The organism is Microbacterium sp. NPDC079176 (assembly GCF_040686675.1).
In the GTDB taxonomy this organism is placed as follows: domain Bacteria; phylum Actinomycetota; class Actinomycetes; order Actinomycetales; family Microbacteriaceae; genus Microbacterium.
In genome coordinates, this window is record NZ_JBFBLM010000006.1 from 63,658 (window position 1) to 84,383 (window position 20,726).

Annotated in this window: 21 protein-coding genes and 1 tRNA gene; 11 read left to right on the plus strand and 11 right to left on the minus strand. The window is 68.7% G+C overall.

Features of this window, described 5'->3' with window-relative positions; all coding sequences use genetic code 11:
- Nucleotides 1-13: 13 nt before the first annotated feature.
- The 4 genes from AB0P11_RS15160 to AB0P11_RS15175 all read right to left on the minus strand — a co-directional run bounded on the left by AB0P11_RS15160 (nt 14) and on the right by AB0P11_RS15175 (nt 2,704).
- Nucleotides 14-991, minus strand: a complete 978-nt coding sequence (locus AB0P11_RS15160) for a zinc-binding dehydrogenase (protein WP_230100624.1) — start codon at nt 989-991, stop codon at nt 14-16.
- 44 nt (nt 992-1,035) lie between these two features.
- Nucleotides 1,036-1,458: an organic hydroperoxide resistance protein gene (locus tag AB0P11_RS15165; RefSeq protein ID WP_053095718.1), complete on the minus strand. Its 423-nt coding sequence runs from the start codon at nt 1,456-1,458 to the stop codon at nt 1,036-1,038.
- Between the two features lie 32 nt (nt 1,459-1,490).
- Nucleotides 1,491-1,919: a MarR family transcriptional regulator gene (locus AB0P11_RS15170; RefSeq protein WP_363522795.1), complete on the minus strand. Its 429-nt coding sequence runs from the start codon at nt 1,917-1,919 to the stop codon at nt 1,491-1,493.
- A gap of 71 nt (nt 1,920-1,990) precedes the next feature.
- Nucleotides 1,991-2,704, minus strand: a complete 714-nt coding sequence (locus AB0P11_RS15175; protein ID WP_363522797.1) for a GAP family protein — start codon at nt 2,702-2,704, stop codon at nt 1,991-1,993.
- 315 nt (nt 2,705-3,019) lie between these two features.
- Between AB0P11_RS15175 and AB0P11_RS15180 the strand changes: the two genes are divergently transcribed.
- Both AB0P11_RS15180 and AB0P11_RS15185 read left to right on the plus strand, forming a co-directional pair.
- Nucleotides 3,020-3,211 (plus strand): hypothetical protein, encoded by a 192-nt coding sequence (locus tag AB0P11_RS15180; protein ID WP_363522799.1) that lies wholly within the window; start codon nt 3,020-3,022, stop codon nt 3,209-3,211.
- Between the two features lie 63 nt (nt 3,212-3,274).
- A complete protein-coding gene (locus AB0P11_RS15185) occupies nt 3,275-4,882 on the plus strand; it encodes a DHA2 family efflux MFS transporter permease subunit (RefSeq protein ID WP_363522800.1) in 1,608 nt (535 codons plus the stop codon).
- 32 nt (nt 4,883-4,914) lie between these two features.
- On the opposite strand, the gene AB0P11_RS15190 is transcribed toward AB0P11_RS15185, so the two are convergent.
- Together AB0P11_RS15190 and AB0P11_RS15195 are read right to left on the minus strand one after the other, a co-directional pair.
- The gene (locus tag AB0P11_RS15190) at nt 4,915-5,175 is read right to left on the minus strand and encodes a hypothetical protein (protein WP_363522801.1); all 261 of its coding nucleotides are present in this window, start codon (nt 5,173-5,175) and stop codon (nt 4,915-4,917) included.
- A gap of 81 nt (nt 5,176-5,256) precedes the next feature.
- The gene (locus tag AB0P11_RS15195) at nt 5,257-5,571 is read right to left on the minus strand and encodes a hypothetical protein (protein ID WP_072591100.1); all 315 of its coding nucleotides are present in this window, start codon (nt 5,569-5,571) and stop codon (nt 5,257-5,259) included.
- 67 nt (nt 5,572-5,638) lie between these two features.
- Here AB0P11_RS15195 and AB0P11_RS15200 point away from each other — a divergent pair, with 67 nt between their 5' ends.
- The gene (locus AB0P11_RS15200; protein ID WP_053095739.1) at nt 5,639-5,899 is read left to right on the plus strand and encodes a hypothetical protein; all 261 of its coding nucleotides are present in this window, start codon (nt 5,639-5,641) and stop codon (nt 5,897-5,899) included.
- 57 nt (nt 5,900-5,956) lie between these two features.
- Nucleotides 5,957-6,514, plus strand: coding sequence for a DUF1508 domain-containing protein (locus AB0P11_RS15205; RefSeq protein ID WP_363522804.1), 558 nt, complete (start codon nt 5,957-5,959; stop codon nt 6,512-6,514).
- Between the two features lie 105 nt (nt 6,515-6,619).
- Here the strand turns inward: AB0P11_RS15205 and AB0P11_RS15210 are convergent.
- Both AB0P11_RS15210 and AB0P11_RS15215 read right to left on the minus strand, forming a co-directional pair.
- Nucleotides 6,620-6,692 (minus strand) — tRNA-Arg (locus tag AB0P11_RS15210).
- A gap of 16 nt (nt 6,693-6,708) precedes the next feature.
- On the minus strand, nt 6,709-7,518 hold the full coding sequence (locus AB0P11_RS15215) for an SGNH/GDSL hydrolase family protein (protein ID WP_363522806.1): 810 nt from the start codon (nt 7,516-7,518) through the stop codon (nt 6,709-6,711).
- Between the two features lie 70 nt (nt 7,519-7,588).
- On the opposite strand from AB0P11_RS15215, the gene argS reads away from it, so the two are divergent.
- Together argS and AB0P11_RS15225 are read left to right on the plus strand one after the other, a co-directional pair.
- Nucleotides 7,589-9,253, plus strand: a complete 1,665-nt coding sequence (gene argS, locus AB0P11_RS15220; protein ID WP_363522808.1) for an arginine--tRNA ligase — start codon at nt 7,589-7,591, stop codon at nt 9,251-9,253.
- 38 nt (nt 9,254-9,291) lie between these two features.
- A complete protein-coding gene (locus AB0P11_RS15225) occupies nt 9,292-10,143 on the plus strand; it encodes a DUF2993 domain-containing protein (protein ID WP_363522810.1) in 852 nt (283 codons plus the stop codon).
- Nucleotides 10,144-10,150: 7 nt separating this feature from the next.
- On the opposite strand, the gene AB0P11_RS15230 is transcribed toward AB0P11_RS15225, so the two are convergent.
- Nucleotides 10,151-11,206 carry a YihY/virulence factor BrkB family protein gene (locus AB0P11_RS15230; RefSeq protein WP_056279027.1) on the minus strand — a complete coding sequence of 352 codons (1,056 nt, stop codon included), beginning with the start codon at nt 11,204-11,206 and terminating at the stop codon, nt 10,151-10,153.
- Between the two features lie 150 nt (nt 11,207-11,356).
- Here AB0P11_RS15230 and lysA point away from each other — a divergent pair, with 150 nt between their 5' ends.
- The 5 genes from lysA (at nt 11,357) to prfA (ending at nt 18,329) form a co-directional block, all read left to right on the plus strand.
- On the plus strand, nt 11,357-12,766 hold the full coding sequence (lysA, locus tag AB0P11_RS15235) for a diaminopimelate decarboxylase (RefSeq protein ID WP_056278376.1): 1,410 nt from the start codon (nt 11,357-11,359) through the stop codon (nt 12,764-12,766).
- A gap of 66 nt (nt 12,767-12,832) precedes the next feature.
- Nucleotides 12,833-14,140: a homoserine dehydrogenase gene (locus AB0P11_RS15240; RefSeq protein ID WP_053095745.1), complete on the plus strand. Its 1,308-nt coding sequence runs from the start codon at nt 12,833-12,835 to the stop codon at nt 14,138-14,140.
- A gap of 2 nt (nt 14,141-14,142) precedes the next feature.
- Complete coding sequence (gene thrB / locus AB0P11_RS15245; RefSeq protein WP_053095746.1) at nt 14,143-15,072, plus strand: homoserine kinase; 930 nt, start codon at nt 14,143-14,145, stop codon at nt 15,070-15,072.
- Between the two features lie 198 nt (nt 15,073-15,270).
- On the plus strand, nt 15,271-17,238 hold the full coding sequence (gene rho, locus AB0P11_RS15250; RefSeq protein WP_363522813.1) for a transcription termination factor Rho: 1,968 nt from the start codon (nt 15,271-15,273) through the stop codon (nt 17,236-17,238).
- Nucleotides 17,239-17,249: 11 nt separating this feature from the next.
- Complete coding sequence (gene prfA / locus AB0P11_RS15255; RefSeq protein WP_056278381.1) at nt 17,250-18,329, plus strand: peptide chain release factor 1; 1,080 nt, start codon at nt 17,250-17,252, stop codon at nt 18,327-18,329.
- A 27-nt stretch (nt 18,330-18,356) separates the two neighbouring features.
- Here the strand turns inward: prfA and AB0P11_RS15260 are convergent, their stop codons facing one another.
- Both AB0P11_RS15260 and AB0P11_RS15265 read right to left on the minus strand, forming a co-directional pair.
- Nucleotides 18,357-19,010, minus strand: coding sequence for a response regulator (locus AB0P11_RS15260; protein ID WP_056278385.1), 654 nt, complete (start codon nt 19,008-19,010; stop codon nt 18,357-18,359).
- The gene (locus AB0P11_RS15265) at nt 19,007-20,656 is read right to left on the minus strand and encodes a sensor histidine kinase (protein ID WP_363522816.1); all 1,650 of its coding nucleotides are present in this window, start codon (nt 20,654-20,656) and stop codon (nt 19,007-19,009) included. Before AB0P11_RS15265 ends, AB0P11_RS15260 begins: the two co-directional genes overlap by 4 nt.
- Nucleotides 20,657-20,726: the final 70 nt, after the last annotated feature.

The following is a 20,726-nucleotide window of genomic DNA, read 5'->3' on the forward strand; positions in this document are numbered from 1 at the left end:
GCGCCTGACCAGGTCAGAACTGCAGGAGGACCTTGCCCACCCGGCCCGCGGTGTTGCTTGCGCGGACGGCCTCTGCGGCATCCGCCGCATCGAAGACGCCGGCGACGGGCAGGGTCAGCGTGCCGTCGCTGACGCGCTGGATCAGTTCGCCGAACAGGGCGCCGCGCGTGCCGGCATCCATGGTCTGGATCACCTTGCTGCCCCAGAAGCCCTTGACGGTCGCCTGCTTGAAGATGACATCGCCCGAGGCGATCTCCATCGTGGGGGAGTTCATGGCACCGAACGCGACGAGAGTGCCACCCTCGCCGAGGAGCGACAGGACGTCGCCGGCCGACGAGCCGCCCACCGAGTCGATGCCGAAGGCGACGTGCGCGCCACCGGTGATCGCGGCGACCTGCTCGCGCCAGTCGTCCGCATCCGTGGAGACCACGTTCTCGATGCCCTGCTCGCGCAGTTCATCGACCCCGGCCGAGCGCCGGACGAGCCCGATGACGTTGATGCCACGAGCGGCGCCGAGCTGTGCCAGCATGCGACCGACCGCGCCGTTCGCCGCGTTCTGGACGATCCAGTCGCCCTTCTCGGCGCCCAGGAAGTGCAGCAGGCTGATGGTGCTGAACGGCATCGACACGAGCTGCGCGGCGCTCTCGTCGCTGAGCGACTCCGGCACGGGGATGAGGCCCGCGGCGTTCGCGACGACGTACTCCGCCCAGGCGCCGAAGGTGCCGCCCGTCGCGACGCGCTGACCGACGGAGAGATCGTCGACGCCCTCGCCGAGAGCATCCACGATTCCCAGAGCCTCGGTGCCCGATGCTGCCGGGAGCTCCGGCTTGAAGCCGTAGGTGCCGCGGATCGTCCACAGGTCGTGGTTGTGGATGGGCGAGAGGACGATCTTCAGTCGGACCTGGCCGGGGCCGGGCTCCGGCGTCGGACGCTCGGTGACGGTGAGGACCTCTTCGGGTTCTCCGAAGGTCTCGTGGGTGAGGGCGCGCATGATGTTCTCCTTGTGGGATCGGTCGTGGTGGAGGTCGAGCGGGATCAGTCGTCGGAGACGGTGATCGCGACGTCGATGTTGCCGCGCGTCGCGTTGGAGTACGGGCAGACCTGGTGGGCGGCGTCTGCGAGCGCCTGAGCCTGCTCGTGCGGAAGGTCGGGGATGACGACCTCGAGCTGCACGGCGAGGCCGAATCCGCCCTCGCCGTTCGACCCGATCTGCACGCGGGCCCCGACCGACGAATCGGTGATCTTCACCTTCTGCGCACGCGCGACGGTCTGCAGTGCGGAGTGGAAGCAGGCGGCGTACCCGGCCGCGAACAGCTGCTCGGGGTTGGCGCCGTCGCCGCTGCCGCCCATCTCCTTCGGGATGGCGAGGTCGAGGTCGAGTCGGCCTTCGCCCGTGGTGACGCGGCCGTTTCGTCCGGCTCCGGTGGCGAGTGCTTCGGCGGTGTAGAGAGCGTCCATCGTGTGGACTCCTTCCGGGTTGCGGGTTGGGGTCAGTCGGCGAGCTGCAGGCGTGCGGTGAGCTCCTGCAGCTCGGTGATCAGGCGGTGACGCTGGTCGTCGTCCTGCATTCCGGCGAGGGCGGCGATCTTGGTGTGAACCGGAGCGACTTCAGTGCGCAGAGCCATGCCGGTGTCGGTCAGGCGCACGGTGACGACGCGCTCATCGGCCGAGCTGCGGGCCCGCGCGACGTAGCCCGCCTGCTCGAGGCGGCGGACCAGGGGGGAGAGGGTGCCGGAGTCGAGCTGCATGGCGCCGCCCAGCGAGCCGATCGTCTGCTCGCCCTCCATCCAGAGGATCGCGAGCACGAGGTACTGCGGGTAGGTCAGACCCCACGGGGCCAGGAGGGCACGGTACGCCTGCGTCGTCGCTCGGGCGGCGGAGTACAGCGAGAAGCACACCATCTCATCGGTCACGGCCATACCTCGAGTATTGCACGCGATTAAATTGTGCACAACCTATCTGAGCTCGTCGACGAGACGACGTCGTTCGCTCAGAGGAGCCCTGAGATGCCCTTCTGCAGCTGGAGGGCGCCGATCACGAGCAGCAGAGCGGCGTTCATCACGTGGGTGTTCCCGGCGACCCACCGTCGGGCGAAGTCGAGCAGCGGCTGCGAGCGCTCGCCTCGGATCGCGACGTAGAACACCGGCACCGCGATGGGCAACGTCCCGAAGACCACGAACGCCAGGGCGACCCAGACCGCGTCGTCGCCGACCTGCGCGAGCGAGATGTCGAGCGCCGCGATGATGGCGCAGGACGCGTCGACGGGGTTCAGCACGAAGAGCGCCAGCCCGAGGAATCCGGTGCGCACGGGTCGGAACGTCTCGACGGCATGCAGCCACCCCGGCAGCTGCGGAGCGGCCGCGACCACCTGCTGCGGCGAGGATGCGGCGGCCATCTGACGGATGCGCGCAGAGCCCTTGCGGTAGACCCAGACGGCGGCGCCCGCGAGGAACAGTCCGATCACCAGACGGAGGATCGGCACCCAGAGCGGCGGTTCGCGAAGCCCGTGCACCTCGAAGACGCCGAAGAGCCAGAGAGCCAGCGCCAGAAGGCCGGCGAGCCCCACGACCCACCCGATCAGGAACGCGATGCCGTTCGCACTCGCTCGTCGGGAGAGCAGCACGGCCACCAGAGCCATGATCGCCAAGGGGCTCAGGACGACTCCGAGCGCGACGGGGATGAGTGTGACCAGCAGTTCACCCATGGTCGGCCCCATCCGTCATCGCGAACCTCCCCGCGCACGGTCCGGCGCGCTGATCTCAGAGTGCACCGAGGACGGCGCGGATGGCGTGTCCCTCACCCGATGCGGGTGAGGGCTCGCGGGACGGTGTCGTCGGTGACGTGGCGACGTGGAATCGCTCCCACCGACTGGTGATCGTCAGGGAGACATGCTCTTGTCCGATATACCGCCCGTCGCTACCTTGAGGGCATGGCCTCCCCCACGCGCCTGTCTCGTCCTGTACCCGCTGTGCGCTTCCGCCCTCCGGAACGACAACCGGGAGGCGTGCGGCGAGCGCGGGTGAACGATGCACTGATCGAGGCGGCGAGAGGGCGGCATCTCAGCGTCGTCAGCGCTCCGAGCGGGTACGGCAAGACGACGGCGGTCGCCGAATGGGCATCCGGCACCGACGAACTCGCCTGGCTCGCTCTGACTCCGTCGGATGCGGAAGCCGGATTCCTCGCGCAGGGAGTGCTCACCGCGATGCTGTAACCGGGTGCACCTCGAGATCGAAAAAACAGCACGCCGCGCTTATTGCTAGCTAAGCTAGTAGTCATGGAACGCTACATTCGCCTGCGCTGGGTGGGCCTGGTCTTCATCAGCATCGCCGTCTCGCTGATCATCGTCGACTCGACGATCGTGAATGTGGCGATTCCGGCGATCGTCGACGATCTCGGCATCACCTCCACCGAAGTGCAGTGGGTGCAGGAGGCGTACACGCTGGTGTTTGCCGCGCTGCTGCTCGTGTTCGGCAGCCTCGCGGATCGGCTCGGGCGTCGGCGCGTGATGATCATCGGAGTCGTGGTCTTCGCCGCATCCTCGGTGCTCGCGGCCTTCGCTCCGGACGGCGGGATGCTGATCCTCGCCCGTCTTGCGCAGGGAGTGGGCGGATCGATGATCCTGCCGACCACGCTGTCGATCATCAACGCCACCTTCCGAGGGCGCGAGCGGGGGATCGCCTTCGCGGTGTGGGGGTCGACGATCGGCGGAATGGCCGCTGTGGGACCGCTGCTCGGCGGATGGCTGACCACTGCCTTCTCCTGGCGGTGGGCGTTCGGGATCAACATCCCGCTGGGCATCATCATCGTCATCGGCGTGCTGCTCACGGTGGGGGAGTCGCGCAGCGACCGGACGTCGAAGATCGATGTGGTCGGGGCGATCCTGTCGGTCGTCACCATGGCCAGCCTCGTGTTCGGCCTCATCGAGGGGCGCACGTACGGCTGGTGGCTCGTCGATCAACGTCCGCAGATCGGCGACTGGGCCTGGCCGCTCGATGTCTCTCCGATCCCCTTCGCCTTCGCGCTGGCGATCGTGGCACTCGTCGCGTTCATCGCATGGGGTGTGCATCGTGAGCGGCAGGGCAGGTCCACGCTGCTTGCTCTGCGTCTGTTCTCCATCCCCTCGTTCCGCAACGGCAACATCGCGGCGACAGTCGTGTCGCTGGGAGAGTTCGGCATCATCCTCGCTCTGCCCCTGTGGCTGCAGTTCGTCCTCGGCTTCGATGCGCTGCAGACCGGACTCCTGCTGCTCGCGCTCGCCCTCGGATCCTTCGTCGCGAGCGGTGCCGCGGGGGCGGCCAGTGGAAAGATCGCGCCGGTGTGGGTCGTCCGTGCGGGCCTCATCGCCGAGATCGTCGGTGTCGCCGGAGTCGGCTTCGTCATCGCCCCCGATGCGTCGTGGGTGCCGCTGATCCCGTTCCTCTTCGTCTACGGCCTCGGTGTCGGCCTCGCCACCGCTCAGCTGACCGGCGTCGTGCTCGCCGATGTGCCGGTCGACGACAGCGGCGCGGCTTCGGGCACGCAGTCGACGTCACGACAGCTCGGTGCAGCGCTCGGGGTCGCAGTGCTCGGCACCGTGCTGTTCACGAGCACAGCCGGGATCCTCGCGTCATCACTCGACGCTCGGGGACTCCCGGCCGAGCAGCGCGATCAGATCGTGTCGGCCGTCGTCGACAGTGCGGGCGGAGCGATCAGCGGACTGGAGGCGCAGCCCGAGACGGCTGACATCGCCGACGACGCCAAGGCCGCGTTCTCCGACGGCACGCGTTTCGCGGCGTGGACGGCGGCAGGGTTCCTGTCCCTCGGCCTCCTATCGACGATCTCCCTCGGAGCGACCGCCAAGACCCGACGTGAGGACCAGCCCGACGCGACGTCGGCCGCCTGATTCCTTCATGTACCCCGTGGCTACTCGATGTCTCACATCGTGTAGCCGACGACGCCGGCCGGGATGAACTCCATCGGCTTCGTCAGCTCGTTCTCGATGCCTGTGATCCGGCCGGTGTCCTCGGAGATGAGGAGGGTGCTCTGGTAGGACGTCCCCTCATCGCTCACCCGGAGCCCGACCACGTCTCGGCCGAGCCGGTCGTGCGACTCACCCAGCACCGTGAGCCCGCGCGCATCGACGAGCATGTCGATCAGAGTGGCGTGCTGCTCGTCCGTCAGAGTCCAGTAGCTCAATAGCTGGCCGATGGCGCGCAGGAGTTCTCCCGACGAACTTCTGTTCCGGCGTCGAGAGCCTCTGCTCCGAAGTCGGTCTCGCTAGCCCTCATCGACGGTCACCGCATTGCCCCACACCCAGCACCGGAACGTCCGGTCGCCTGCCCGGAACTCGATGCCTGCGGCCAACGGTGTCGACCGCGCGAGCTTCGCATCGACCCGCACCGCTTCGGGCCCGAAGCGCACCCACGCGCGGACCGCACGGTACGGCTGCGGATAGATCGTGACGGGCTGTTCCCGGAGCGCCAGCTCGCGCTCCGTCAGGGATTGAAGAGCGCCGGCGCGCGCTGCGGTGAGGATGGTCTGATGCTGAGAGCGCATGTCGTAGTGGGCTGCCAGGCGCTTGCTCGTGCCCATGCCGGCTCCCTTCTCCGGCCCAGTGACAACGGTAGCAAGATTCGAAGATTTGTTCTATTCTCGATTCATGCGACCAGCTCCTGCTCATCTGCCTGCGACTATATGGATGGTCGACGACATCCCGTCGCGAATGGTCTTCGCCGGGCGTCGGTGGAAGGTCTCCGACACGCCCACGCGACTCAGGGACTCGATCTGGTCAGCGGCGCCGGAGTCGGAGCGAGGGTTGTACGGATGGCGGTTCCAGGGCACGGATGACGAGGGCCACTCCCTGGTGTTCGACGTCTTCCGGGGTGAGGACGGGTGGCATGTGCACCACAGCTACGACTAGGGGTCAAGCGGACGGAATCCTTGTCCCGGCTCGGTCGGTGCGCGCTATCGTGTGGGCATGACGGACTCCGGCGCGACACTCCTCGCCGCGATCATCGCGGCCGGCGTGGCACGAGTCGGACTGATCTGGTCTGTCGTCAGCTTCATGCTGACGAGGCGGACCCAGCGAGCCACGGATGCTCGTCAGGAGTGGTCGCGCCGATTCGAGCACGCGCATGAGCTCGCGTTCAGCTCCGATCTCAAGGAGGCAGCGAGCGGCCTCAGGCTCATCGAGGCGCTCGCGCGTGAGCGGTGGGTCACGGACGAAGATCGGGCGACCGCGGTGAGCATCCTCTCGTCTCTCACGGGGGTGGCTGAGGCGCCGGCGGCGCAGCTGCGCGCGACGATCCTCGCGGAGGTCAGGAACCCGGCGGTCGCCGCTGCGCTCGGCAGAGTGGAGCCAGGGCCGAAGGGCCGGTTCGAGGTCTACCGCGACGCGTCCGGAGACTACCGATGGCGCCTCAAGAGCGCGGGAGGCCACTACCTGGCCGTCAGTGAGGGGCATTCCAGCGAGGCTGCCGCGATGAGCTCGCTCGAACTGGCCCGTCGTGAACTCGGCAGCGAGCCACCGGAGTAAGTGGGCCGCGAGCGCAACGAGAAAGGCCGCCTGGAACCAGGCGGCCTTTCTCGATATCTCGGCTCCGCGTGCGAATTCTCATTCATGCAGCGCGTGACCCGTGTGTGCCCCCGACAGGAGTCGAACCTGCGACCTACGGTACCGGAAACCGGCGCTCTATCCACTGAGCTACGGAGGCGTACCGATCGACAATATCACTGCTCGGGAGTGGTCTCCGACCCACCGGCCTCGGTCACCGGCGCGTCGCCCAGTTCGCCGAGCGCTGCGGCCAGCTTCTCGGCGAGGTAGCGGTGGCCGTCGGTCGACGGATGCTTGCGGCCGATCTCGACGTCGATGACCGACAGGTAGTTCTGGTCGGTGATCCAGTTCTGTGCGACGGGGGAGATGAACCACCATCCGCGAGCGGCGGCGAGCTCACCGAGATCGGCGTCGATGCGCGCGGTCTCAGTGCCCACGGGAAGTTCGTGCGGCGCCGGCCCCAGAATGACGATCGACGCCTCCGGATACTTCGCCGCCATGGCATCCCACGCGGCGGTGACGGCCTCGCGGTATCCGGCCTCGCCCTGCGCCCGGTCGTTGATCGACCCCTGGAGGATGATCAGGTCGGGGGTGAGTGTCGGGTCCAGAGCGGCGATGCGCACACCGAAGGCCGGGCCATCGAGTCCGGGCTTGAGGTAACCGCTGCCGCGGACTCCGTCGACGATCGTCCGTCCGCCGATCAGGTCGGCGAGCTGATAGGCGTATCCGAGGGTCGGCTCGGTCGCGGCCGAGCCGTAGGTCCAGGAGTCGCCGAACACGAGAACGGTCGGATGCTCCGGAAGAAGAAGGGGAACCGGCGCGATCGCGACCGATTCGTCCGCTGCCGCCGCAGCACCGACGGGTGCCGAAGACGGCATCGGAACCCAGGGCCGCCACACGCCGAGGACGACTGCCGCGACCGCCAGGATCACTGCGACGGCGAGGCCCGCGACGGGCAGACGATAGCGGGCGGATGCGGCCTTCATGGCATGACTGTAGATCACGAATCCGCCCTCGCAAATTCGGGCGCGTGACGCGCCGTAAACTGGGAGGCCTATGAACCCTGAATCGCTCGCCACAGCCCTCCTCGCCGTCCTCGCACCGATCGCCGAGGAACGACGTCCTGGCGAGCCGTTCTCGCTGTCCGCGTCGGACATCGTGTTCGAACGTCCGCGCAACCGCGACCACGGCGACTGGGCCTCGAACATCGCGATGCGCCTGGCGAAGCCGTTCGGCACGAACCCGCGCGAGCTGGCGCAGCAGATCGCCGACGGCCTCGCGCAGGTGGATGGCGTGCAGACCGCCGAGGTCGCAGGGCCGGGCTTCATCAACATCCGCCTCGACGCGGCTGCCGCCGGCGCGCTGGCGAAGCTCATCGTCGAAGCCGGCGCCGAGTACGGGCGCAACGACACGCAGGCCGGTCACAGCATCAACATCGAGTTCGTGAGCGCGAACCCGACCGGGCCGCTGCACATCGGCCACACTCGCTGGGCGGCGCTCGGCGATGCGATCGCCCGGGTGCTCGCGGCCTCCGGCGCGAAGGTCGCGAGGGAGTACTACATCAACGATGCCGGAGTGCAGATGGAGCGCTTCGCGAATTCGGTGCTGGCCGCCGTCAAGGGCGAACCAACTCCCGAGGGCGGGTACGCCGGCAGCTACATCGGCGATCTGGCCGCTCGTGTTCTCGAGGCGCGTCCGGACCTGCTCGAGCTCTCCGGTGACGAGCAGGTGGTCGTCGCGCGGGAGCTCGCCTACGGGTTCCAGCTGGAGGAGCAGAAGCAGTCGCTCTCGAAGTTCAACGTCGACTTCGACGTGTGGTTCTCGGAGCGCACGCTGCACGCCAAGGACGCGGACGGCGTCAGCTTCGTCGATCGCGCCGTCGACCGCCTGCGCGAGCAGGGACACGTGTTCGACGACGAGGGTGCAGTGTGGGTGCGCACCACCGACTTCGGTGACGACAAGGATCGCGTGATCCGTCGCTCCAACGGCGAGTACACGTACTTCGCCGCCGACGCCGCGTACTACCTGAACAAGGGTGACCGAGGCTTCGAGTACAAGCTGTACCTTCTCGGAGCCGACCACCACGGCTACGTCCACCGCCTCAAGGCGATCGCCGGCGCCGCCGGGGAAGACCCCGAGAAGAACGTCGAGGTGCTGATCGGTCAGCTGGTCTCGGTCGGGGGAGCGCGGCTGAGCAAGCGTGCGGGCAACATCATCGAGATGGACGATCTGCGCGAATGGCTCGGCACCGATGCGCTGCGCTACTCGCTCGAGCGCTCGCCTGCTGACTCGCCGCTCGCTCTCGATCCTGAGCTGCTGCAGAAGCGCACGAACGACAACCCGGTGTTCTACGTGCAGTACGCGCATGCCCGCACGCACAACGTGGCCCGCAATGCCGCCGATTCGGGTGTGGATCGCTCGGAGTTCGCGCCCGAGACGCTCACGCATGAGACCGAGGGCGCTCTGCTCGGCGCTCTGCAGGAGTTCCCTCGCATCGTGGCGTTCGCGGCCGAGGTGCGCGAGCCGCACCGCGTCGCGCGCTACCTCGAGGAGCTCGCCGGCCTGTACCACCGCTGGTACGACAACTGCCGCGTGATCCCGCAGGGCGACGACCCCATCGAGACCGTGCACCGCACGCGTCTGTGGCTCAATGACGCCGCAGGGCAGGTCTTCCGCAACGGCCTCGACCTGCTCGGCGTGTCCGCTCCCGAGCGCATGTGACCTCTGCCGTCGTCCGTGCCGTAGGGCAGGATGGCAGCATGAGCGACGACAATCACACCCTTCCTTACCCGTCCGCGGATTCCGAGCATCCGACGCTCGTGATCCCGGGTGGGAAGGATGGCGGGGATGCCGGTGCCACACCGCCGAAGCGCGCGCGCAAGCGCTGGCCCTGGGTGCTGCTGATCGTCGTGGTCGTTCTCGCTGTTCTCGCCGTCGCTGCGGAGCTCATCGCGCGCGCTGTCCTGCCCGGCATCGTGCGGGGCATGGTGATCGAGCAGCTCGACCTGCCGGCCGACCAGAAGCTCGCCGTCGAAGCCGACGGCATCCTGATCCCGCAGCTGATCGGCGGAACGCTGGACACCCTGCATCTCTCGACCGACTCGGTCACGCTGGAGGGGGTCACGGGCGCCGTCGACGTCACCGCCACGGGCGTGCCGCTACGCGGCGGTGACCTCGCATCCGCATCCGGCTCGATCCGCATCGACGAGTCCCAGTTCACGTCCCTGCTCTCGAACACCGAGCTGCCGATCGACACGGTCACGCTCGAATCGCCGAACGCGACGGTCGCGGGTTCGGTGAGCGTTCTCGGCCTCGCCATCCCGGTATCGCTCACGGTGACCCCGGGGGTGGCCGAGGGAGATCTCGAGCTCACTCCTGTCGGCCTCACCGTCGGCGGACTCGAGGTCGACGCGGATCAGGTCGGCTCGAGTCTCGGTGCTCTGGGGGAGCAGCTCACCCAGACGCAGCGCATCTGCATCGCCGACCAGCTTCCCGCCGGCATCACCCTCACGGGCCTCACGATCGACGGATCGGAGGCTGTGATCGACGTCGACGTCGACGGTGCGATCGCGACCGATCAGACCCTGCTCGAGAAGGGCACCTGCCCCTGAGACGGGCTCAGTCCTCGTCGGTTCCGAGACGGGCCTCGCGCTCGGCCTTCTGCGCCTCCCGAAGCTCGGACGTCGCCAGCGCGACCTCCGCTTCGGCGCGCTGCACACGTCGCTGGGGGAAGGTCGTCGCGCCGAACCGCGCGTGCACCCGGTCCTTGCGTTCCTCCTCCGACGTGACGATGTAGGCGCACGCGATCAGGATGACCTGGGTCGACAGGTTGAGCCAGATGAGCAGCGCCAGCAGAGTGGCGAAGGAGGCGAGGAGGGGGTTGCTCGTCGCGCCGCCGATGAACAGGCCGGACAGCTCCTGCAGCACGAGCAGCCCGACTCCGCCGATGAGGGACCCGATCCAGAGTGAACGGCCTGCGGGGCGCAGCCCGGAGAGCAGGCGGAACACCCCGGCGATGAGCACCGTGTCGAGTGCCAGCACGACGACCAGGGAGACGATCCGGATGCTCCAGGATGCCGCGGGCGAATCCTCGGGAATGCCGAGCAGACCGCTGATCCAGGTGATCCCGAGCCGACCGGCGAATGTGACGGCCGCTGCGGCGACGAACAGCACGGCGACGCCGGCCGCGAGCAGCAGGTTGCGGAGCATGACCCAGATGAACAGCACGTCGGCATGCGCGGTTCCGGCGAGGACGCGCACCGCGGTGCGCAGCGATCCGACGGCGCCGAGCGCCGAGCCGATCAGCGCGACCGTCGAGATGGCGCCCGCGACGGAGAGCGATATCGGCTCCTTGAGATCGTCGGGATTGACGACGCCGTCTTCGCCGATGAGACCGGGCACCACGGACTGCACGGCGGAGATGATCGCGTTCCAGGCGTCGGGATTGCCGGCGAGCCAGAGAGCGGCGATCGAGAACCCCAGGAGCACGGCGGCGAAGACGCTGAACAGAGCGCGGTATGTCACGCTGTCGGCGAGCATCGGGCCCCGCCGCTCGGAGTAGAGCAGGAACGCGCGGACCGGGCGCCGTGTCAGAGCCCAGCGGATCGCCGACGCGCTGACGCGCGCGATCAGGCCGGGGCGTCGGGCATCGGGTGCTGCGGATTCGGTGCTCATCTCCACCACCTTAGGAGTCGGTGGTATGTGTCCGCAGGGGGTTGACGCCGGGCGTCACCATGACTGATGCGGCATGCACGGTGCCCTAGAATCGGGGGCAACCTCGCAGTGCGCGCATCCGCCCGAGACCCGTCCCACGATTGGTGTTCCTTGCTTTCCCCTGCCGACTCGCTCGCCCCGGAATGGCTCGTCGTGCCCGACGACGCGAATGATCTTCCCACCGCCGTGTGGCCGGCGTCCGCCGTCCGCGGTGACGACGGAGCGCTGCGGCTCGCGGGGATCTCCGCCACCGATCTCGCGGAGTCGTACGGCACGCCGCTGCTCGTGATCGACGAGGACGAGGTGCGATCTCGGGCCCGCGCCTTCCGCTCGTCCTTCGACGCGGCCGCCGCCGCCCACGGCACGACCGCGCGGGTGTATTACGCCGGCAAGGCGCTGCTGACCACGACGATCGCGCGCTGGGTGACCGAAGAGGGACTCAACGTCGACGTGTGCACCGGTGGTGAACTCGAGGTCGCACTCGCGGCCGGCGTCTCTCCGTCGTCGCTGGGGTTCCACGGGAACAACAAGTCGGTCGCCGAGCTCGAGCGCGCGGTCGAGGTGGGCATCGGCACGATCATCGTCGACAGCGCGATCGAGATCGAGCGTCTCGCGGCCATCACCGCCAGGACCGGCGCTGTGCAGCGGGTGCTGGTGCGGGTCATCAGCGGCGTGCACGCCGAGACGCACGACTTCCTCGCGACGGCCCACGAAGACCAGAAGTTCGGCTTCCCGCTGCCCGAGGCCGAGCAGGCCGTCGCCCGCATCAGGGAGATCCCGGGAATCGAGTTCGCCGGCCTTCACTGCCACATCGGATCGCAGATCTTCGGCGTCGCGGGCTTCCGCGAGTCGGCGTCGCGCGTGCTCGAGCTCCATGCGACTCTCCTCGAGGGCGGACCGGTTCCGCAGCTCAACCTCGGCGGGGGGTTCGGAATCGCCTACACGAGCGTCGACGATCCGACGCCGATCGAGACCCTCGCGGGCGAGATCGTCGCCGCCGTCGCCGAAGGCTGCGCCGCGCGAGGCATCGCCGTGCCCGCGTTGTCGTTCGAGCCAGGCAGGGCCATCGTCGGCACTGCCGGAGTGACGCTCTACGAGGTCGGGACGACCAAGGACGTCGCGCTTGATTCGGGCGCGACCCGGCGCTACATCAGCGTCGACGGCGGAATGAGCGACAACGCCAGGACGGCGCTGTACGACGCGCAGTTCTCGGCTCGACTCGCCTCCCGGGTCGGCATCGGCTCGCCGCAGCTCAGCAGGGTCGTGGGCAAGCACTGCGAGTCCGGCGACATCGTCGTCGACCATGAGTACCTTCCGGCCGACGTCTCTCCCGGCGATCTGCTCGCGGTCCCCTCGACGGGTGCGTACTGTGCGCCGCTCGCGAGCAACTACAACCATGTCCCTCGCCCTCCGATCGTCGCTGTGAGCGACGGCCGATCGGCGGTCATCGTCCGCGGTGAGACGATCGCCGACGTGCTGTCTCGCGACGTCGGTGTCGCGGCCCCCGAGAGCCACGGGTGATCCGCGCGACGAACGACGCGGTCCCCGACGAAGCACGACTGAACCACCCTCCTAAGGAGAGATGCAATGACGACTGAGTATCGACGACTTCGGGTGGCGCTGCTCGGCGCCGGAGCGGTCGGCTCCCAGGTGGCCGCCCTGCTGCTGCGCCACGGCGATGAGCTCGCCGACCGGGCGGGTGCCACGCTGGAGCTGGCCGGCATCGCGGTGCGCAACCTCGATGCGCCGCGCGAGACCGATCTGCCGAAAGAGCTGTTCACGACCGATGCCGAATCGCTGATCCTCGGCTCCGACATCGTGATCGAGCTGATCGGCGGCATCGAGCCCGCCCGCACGAGCATCCTGCAGGCGATCGGCTCCGGTGCCGACGTCGTGACCGCCAACAAGGCGCTGCTGGCCACTCACGGCCCCGAGCTCTTCGAAGCGGCCGACCGCGTGGGCGCATCCGTCTACTATGAGGCCGCCGCCGCCGGTGCCATCCCGATCATCCGCCCGCTGCGCGACTCTCTCGCCGGTGACCGCGTGGTGCGCATCATGGGAATCGTGAACGGCACGACCAACTACATCCTCGACCGCATGGACACCGAGGGCGCCGACTTCGCCGATGTGCTCGCCGACGCGCAGCGTCTCGGATACGCCGAGGCCGACCCGACCGCCGACGTCGAGGGATACGACGCCGCGCAGAAGGCCGCGATCCTCGCGAGCCTCGCCTTCCACACGGCTGTTCCGCTCGACGCCGTGTACCGCGAGGGCATCACGACCATCACCGCGTCGATGATCGATGAGGCGCGCGCAGCCGGCTTCGTCATCAAGCTGCTCGCCGTGTGCGAGCGCATCGAGGCCAACGGCACCGAGTCGATCTCGGTGCGTGTGTACCCGGCCCTCGTGCCGACGTCGCACCCTCTCGCGTCGGTGCACGGCGCCAACAACGCCGTGTTCGTCGAGGCCGAGGCTGCGGGCTCGCTCATGTTCTACGGCGCAGGCGCCGGTGGCGTGCAGACCGCATCCGCCGTGCTCGGAGACGTCGTGTCGGCGGCTCGACGCCATATCGCCGGCGGCGTCGGCGTGGGGGAGTCCACCAGGGCCAACCTCCCGGTGGTGCCGATCGGTCATGTCACCACCCGCTACCAGATCACCCTCGAGGTCTCGGACGCCCCCGGTGTGCTCGCGACCGTCGCCGGCATCCTCAGCGACGGATCGGTCTCCGTCGCGACCGTGGTGCAGACGGTCGAAGGAGAGGACGAGCCCACCGCTCGTCTCGTCATCGGCACGCACCGGGCCACGGACGCCGCGCTCAGCGCCACGGTCGACGCACTCGCCGCCAGCTCTGTCGTCGAGCGGGTCGTCTCGGTGCTCCGCGTGGAAGGCGAGTGACGATGGCGGCAGGGCGCACGGTCGAGGTGACCGTGCCGGCGACCAGCGCCAACCTCGGTCCCGGATTCGACACGCTCGGACTCGCGCTCAGCGTCTACGACACGCTTCTCGTGACCGAGCTCGCCGCCGGCGAGCTCGAGATCGAGGTCTCGGGTTCCGGCGCGAGCGAGATCCCTCGTGACGACTCGAACCTGATCGTCCGCACGATCGCTCACGTGTACGCCGACGTCGATCGCGCCGTCCCGGGCCTGCGCATCGTCGCGGAGAACGGGGTGCCCCACGGGCGCGGACTCGGGTCCTCCGGCGCGGCGGTCGCGGCGGGGATCCTCGCGGCGAAGGGCCTGCTCGAGGGCGACGTCGACATCGACGACGCCGACATGCTGCGCCTCGCCACCGAGATCGAAGGGCACCCCGACAACGTGGCTCCCGCGCTGTTCGGCGGTCTGACGATCGCCTGGGTCGGCGAACGAGGTCCCCAGCACAAGAAGCTCCTCGTGCACCGCGGCGTCTCGCCGCTCGTGCTCGTTCCGTCGTACACGATGTCGACGTCGAAGGCGCGATCGCTGCAGCCGCCGCAGGTGTCGACGGCCGATGCGGTCTTCAACGTCTCGCGCTCGGCGCTGCTCATCGCGGCGCTGATGCAGAGCCCGGAGCTGCTGCTCGACGCGACCGCCGACCGACTGCATCAGGACTACCGCGCCGAGGCGATGCCCGAGACGCAGCGGCTCGTCCAGACGCTCCGTGCGGCAGGTTTCGCCGCCGTGGTGTCCGGCGCCGGACCCAGCGTGCTGGTTCTCGCAGACGGCCCCGGAAGTCGTCAGGACGCCGTGGAACTGGCGGAATCGACGACCGACACCCCGTGGGATGCGCTGCTGCTCGCGGTCGACGTGCGTGGTGGTACAGTGGGGAATCGAGCGGAGGGCTCCACGTAACTGCGTGAATCTGGCCCCATTGCAACTCTGCAAGACCCGCACGCAAAACCCCTGTCGCACTGCTCTCACCGAGAACCTCGTTCTTTCCGAGAACCCAGTGCAGAGGCTGGCTGACGCCGAGCGTCAGCCCGTGCGATCGCGCGCAGCACCCGTTGTGCGCGTGCCGCTCATGTCCCCGAGACCAAAGAGGGAGTACTCGTGGAGAATTTCTCCGAGACCCAGAACGACCAGGCGGCACCCGCCGCCGAGGCTGCGGCGAAGGCCGCGAGCTCCGACGCCGCGACGACCGCCGCGACCGAGGTCGCACCGGCCCGCAAGCGCGCTCCGCGCCGTGCGAGCACCGCGACCGCCGCCGCGAAGGCCGAGAAGGCCGCAGCATCCACCGACAGCGCACCGGCCACCGAGGCACCCGCCGCCGAGGCACCCGCCGCCGACGCGGCACCCAAGGCGAAGGCCCCTCGCCGCAGCCGTGCGAAGAAGGCTGACGCAGAGAACGCTGAGTCTCCTGCGGCGACCGCCGAGGCTCCTGCAGCCTCCGCGCCGGCACCCGCCGAATCCACCGAGGCTCCCGCAGCGAAGACCGCAGAGTCCAACGGCTCCGCGGACGCCGGTTCCGCAGAGGCGGGTTCTGCCGACGAGCCGAAGAAGACCACCGGTCGCGGACGCCGCACGGCGAAGAAGCCTGCTGCCGAGGCCGAGACTCCCGCAGCCGAGAAGCCCGCTGACGCCGCACCGGCCGAGGCAGCACCCGCGGCGGACTCCTCCTCGGATTCCGGCGACGGCGAGGAGCAGGGCGGTCGCAACCGCAACCGCAACCGCAGCCGTAACCGCGGACGCGGCCAGAACGGCAACGGCCAGGGCGGCGAGCAGCAGCCCCAGCAGCAGCCGCAGACGGCACCCGCCGAAGACGAGGGCGGCAACGGCCGCAACCGTCAGCGCAACAAGCGCCGCGGCGGCGCGCCGACGGACGAGTTCGACACCGAGATCGGCGAGGACGACGTCCTCGTCCCGATCGCCGGAATCCTCGACGTGCTCGACAACTACGCCTTCGTCCGCACGACCGGATACCTCGCCGGCCCCAGCGACGTCTACGTGTCGCTCGGACAGGTCAAGAAGTACAACCTCCGCAAGGGTGACGCGATCGTCGGCTCGATCAAGCAGCCCCGCGAGGGTGAGCAGCAGGGCCGCCAGAAGTACAACGCGCTGGTGAAGGTCGACTCGATCAACGGCCTGTCGATCGACGACGCCGCGACCCGTGTGGAGTTCGGCAAGCTCACGCCGCTCTACCCGCAGGAGCGTCTGCGCCTCGAGACGGCGCCCGAGAAGCTCACGCAGCGCATCATCGATCTCGTGGCCCCGATCGGCAAGGGACAGCGCGGCCTCATCGTCGCGCCGCCCAAGGCCGGCAAGACGATCGTCCTGCAGCAGATCGCCAACGCGATCGCGCAGAACAACCCCGAGGTCCACCTCATGGTCGTGCTCGTCGACGAGCGTCCCGAAGAGGTCACCGACATGGAGCGCACGGTGAAGGGCGAGGTCATCGCCTCGACCTTCGACCGTCCGGCAGAAGACCACACCACGGTCGCCGAGCTCGCCATCGAGCGCGCCAAGCGTCTCGTCGAGCTGGGCCGCGACGTCGTCGTGCTGCTCGACTCGATCACCCGCCTCGGCCGTGCGTACAACCTCGCTGCTCCGGCATCCGGACGGGTGCTCTCGGGTGGCGTCGACGCCTCGGCGCTGTACCCGCCCAAGCGCTTCTTCGGTGCTGCGCGCAACATCGAGAACGGCGGATCCCTGACGATCCTCGCCACGGCGCTGGTCGAGACCGGCTCCAAGATGGACGAGGTGATCTTCGAGGAGTTCAAGGGCACCGGCAACAGCGAACTGCGCCTGTCGCGCCAGCTCGCCGACAAGCGCATCTTCCCGGCCGTCGACGTCAACGCGTCGAGCACCCGCCGCGAAGAGATGCTGCTGTCGACCGACGAGGTCAAGATCACCTGGAAGCTGCGTCGCGCCCTTGCAGGCCTCGACCAGCAGCAGGCGCTCGAGGTCGTCCTGGGCAAGCTCAGGGAGACCCACTCGAACGTCGAGTTCCTCGTGCAGATGCAGAAGTCGATTCCGACGCTCCCCTCGGGTGCGCACGGACACGACAACAACATCCGCTGAGCGGAGCCGGGGTGTTCGAGTCCGTCCAGACTCTGATCGACGAGCATCGCCGGGTGCAGGAGGAGCTCTCCGACCCGGCGGTGCACGCCGATGCTGCTCGGGCGAAGCGCGTCAACCGTCGCTACGCCGAGCTGTCGCGGATCGTCGCCGCCTATGAGGCGTGGGCGGCGGCATCCGATGACCTCGACGCCGCGAGGGAGCTCGCCCGCGAGGACGAGGCGTTCGCCGCTGAGATCCCGACCCTCGAAGAGGGGGTGCAGTCATCGCAGGAGAAGCTGCGCCGACTGCTCATCCCACGCGATCCCGATGACGCGCGCGACGTCATCATGGAGATCAAGGCGGGGGAGGGCGGCGCCGAGTCGGCGCTGTTCGCCGCGGATCTGCTGCGCATGTACATCCAGTACGCAGCCTCCAAGGGCTGGAAGACCGAGCTCCTCGAGCGCAACGAATCCGATCTCGGCGGCTACAAGGACGTCCAGGTCGCGATCAAGGGATCGTCCTCGGACCCCGCCCAGGGCGTCTGGGCGCACCTGAAGTACGAAGGCGGCGTGCACCGCGTGCAGCGCGTGCCCGCGACCGAGTCGCAGGGGCGGATCCACACCTCGACCACCGGAGTGCTGGTGTTCCCCGAGGTCGACGAGCCCGACGAGATCGCGATCAATCAGAACGACCTGAAGATCGATGTCTTCCGGTCCTCGGGCCCGGGCGGTCAGTCCGTCAACACGACCGACTCGGCCGTGCGCATCACCCACGTGCCCAGTGGAATCGTCGTGTCGATGCAGAACGAGAAGTCGCAGCTGCAGAACCGTGAGGCCGCGATGCGCGTGCTCCGGGCGCGACTACTGGCGAAGCAGCAGGAGGAGCTGGATGCCGCGGCATCCGATGCACGCAAGTCACAGATCCGCGGCATGGATCGGTCCGAGCGCATCCGCACCTACAACTTCCCCGAGAATCGCATCGCCGACCATCGCACGGGATTCAAGGCCTACAACCTCGATCAGGTGATGGACGGCGCTCTCGAGCCGATCATCGAGAGTGCGATCCAGGCCGACGAAGAGGCTCGACTCGCCGCGGTGGGCTCCGACTCCTGAGGTGACGCCGCTGAGCTGCGGCGCGGGTCAGGAGCGGGCCGCGTACCGGTGCTCCGGCCGTCCGGTCGCCCCGTAACGCAGGCGGACCTCCACGACCGTCCGAGCAGCGAGAGCCGCGAGGTGGCGCTGCGCGGTGGCGCGCGAGATCCCGACGCGCTCTCCGACTTCTGCGGCCGACGCCTCGCCGTCGCCGAGAGCGGCGAGCACCAGCTGCTCGGTCGCGGATCGCGAGACAGACACCGGTTCTCCGGATCCGTGGAGGATCGCCAGGGCGCGATCGGTGTCCTCCTGGCGAAGGGGACGATCTCCGGCGAGCAGGTTGCGATACCGCGCGTAGCGCTCGAGCAGGCCGACCAGCGCCCGACGATCGAACGGCTTCAGCAGGTACCCGACGGCGCCTGATCTGAGCGCGCGTCGAATCGTCGGCGCGTCGTCGGCGGCCGAGATGAGGATCGCGTCCACGCCGCTCTCGCGCACGAGGGCGATGCCGTCTCCGTCCGGGAGGAAGACGTCCGCCAGGAGGAGGTCAGGGCGTGATGAGCGGATGCCGTCCCGTGCCTCGGCGAGGGTGCGGACGGGCTCCAGTGCCGAGAATCCGGGCTGGTCGTCGATGATGCTCCGGTGCAGTCGTCCGACGCGGAAGTCGTCGTCGAGGATCAGCACCCGCAGGGGATCGTTCATCGGTTCTCCTCAGTCGTCGATGTGTCGGTGACGGCGCCACCGAGTCGAGCGGCGAACACGGCACCGTGCTCCTCGCCTCCTGCGTCGATGATCCAGAGATCGCCGCCGCGGCGGCGCGCGATGTCTCGAGCCAACGGGATGCCGAGCCCGCGGCCGTGCACGCGGTCTGTGTCGTCGTCGCGCGGCTGACTCGGAGCCATCGGGTCGATCCCCGCGAGGCCCGGTCCCGAGTCTGCGACCGTGACGACGAGCGCGTCGCCGTCTCCGAGCACCGCGACCTCGACCCAGCGGGGAGTCCGCGCTCCGGCGACGGCGGCGGTCACCGCGTTGTCGACGAGGTTGCCCACGACGGCGGCGACGTCCTCCGGTTCTGCCACGCTGCCGATCAGCTGGCTCTCGTCCGCGACGCGCAGGGAGACGCCGCGTTCACCGGCCTCGATCCCCTTGGCGCCCAGGAAAGAGTGCAGGAACGGGTCGCTGAGCAGGTCGAGCCCGGCGACGGGGAATGCGACCGAGCCGCGCTCGACGAGCTCATCGAGGAATCCCCGAGCATCGTCGATCCTGGCTGCGTCGATGAGCCCCGCGACCACGTGCATCCGGTTCGCGAACTCGTGACGCTGCACGCGCAGGGCGGCGGTCACGGCTTGCACGGTCTCCAGTCGCTCCGTCAGAGCGATGAGGTCGGTGCGGTCACGGATGATCAGCACATGTCCGAGCGGCCTGCCGTCGCGGATCACCGGACGGGAATCGAGGTAGAGCACGCGGTGGTCCACGACGGTGCTCGATGTCGTGGGCGCTCCCGTCGCGGTCTCGACGACAGCGGTCGGCAGCGAGAGCTCCGCCAGCGGTCGTCCCACAGCGGCGTCGAGACCGAGCATCCGATCGGCCGCATCATTGCTCACCCGCACGATCCCTGCCGTGTCGACGGCCAGGACGCCGTCATCCACGCCATTCAGCACTGCTGTCTGGTTCTGCACGAGCGCCACAAGCTCCTCGGGCTGCACGCCGAGCGTCAGGCGCTCCCAGCGACGGCGCAGCAGCAGGAACGCGAGGAGAGCCAGCGCCAGGGCACCGGCGGCGGTGATGCCGATCACCGCGAGCAGCGGAGGCAGGTCATCGAAGACGCCTGTGCGCTCGAATCCGACGCTGACCTCGCCGACGGGGATCCCCGCGTCGTCGAGCACGGGCACCTTGGCCCGAGCCGACTCGCCGAGGGTTCCGGTCTGCCAGTCGACCACCTCGTTCCCGGCGAGCACCTCCTCGAAGGGTGTGCTCACCATCTGGCCGATGCGTGAACTGGTGGGATGGGCGAGGCGGATGCCGTCCTCATCGGCGATGACGACGAACAGTGCACCGGTGCGGTCAGAGACGTCCGCTGCAAGGTGCGCGAGCTCGCCCTTCCTGAGCTCGTCCGGGTCCGGCGCCTCTTCGGCGGCCGAGATTCGTGCGACCTCGTCGCGGACCTGCGGGTCCTCGGCGAGGGTCCGGGCGATGCCGAGGGCAGTGGACTCGGCTTCGGTGCGAAGCTGCTGCACGGCGAGAAGGAGGTACACGCCGGTGCACATCACGACGACAAGGGCGACCGTGGCGAGATGCAGCAGCAGCGTGCGGGTCGCGAACCGAGGTCGCGTCGTCGTCGTCGACACCGTGGTCCTTCCTTCTCTGCTCCCGCGCAATATGCGCAGAACCCACGCTACGCGCACAACATCCGAGAAT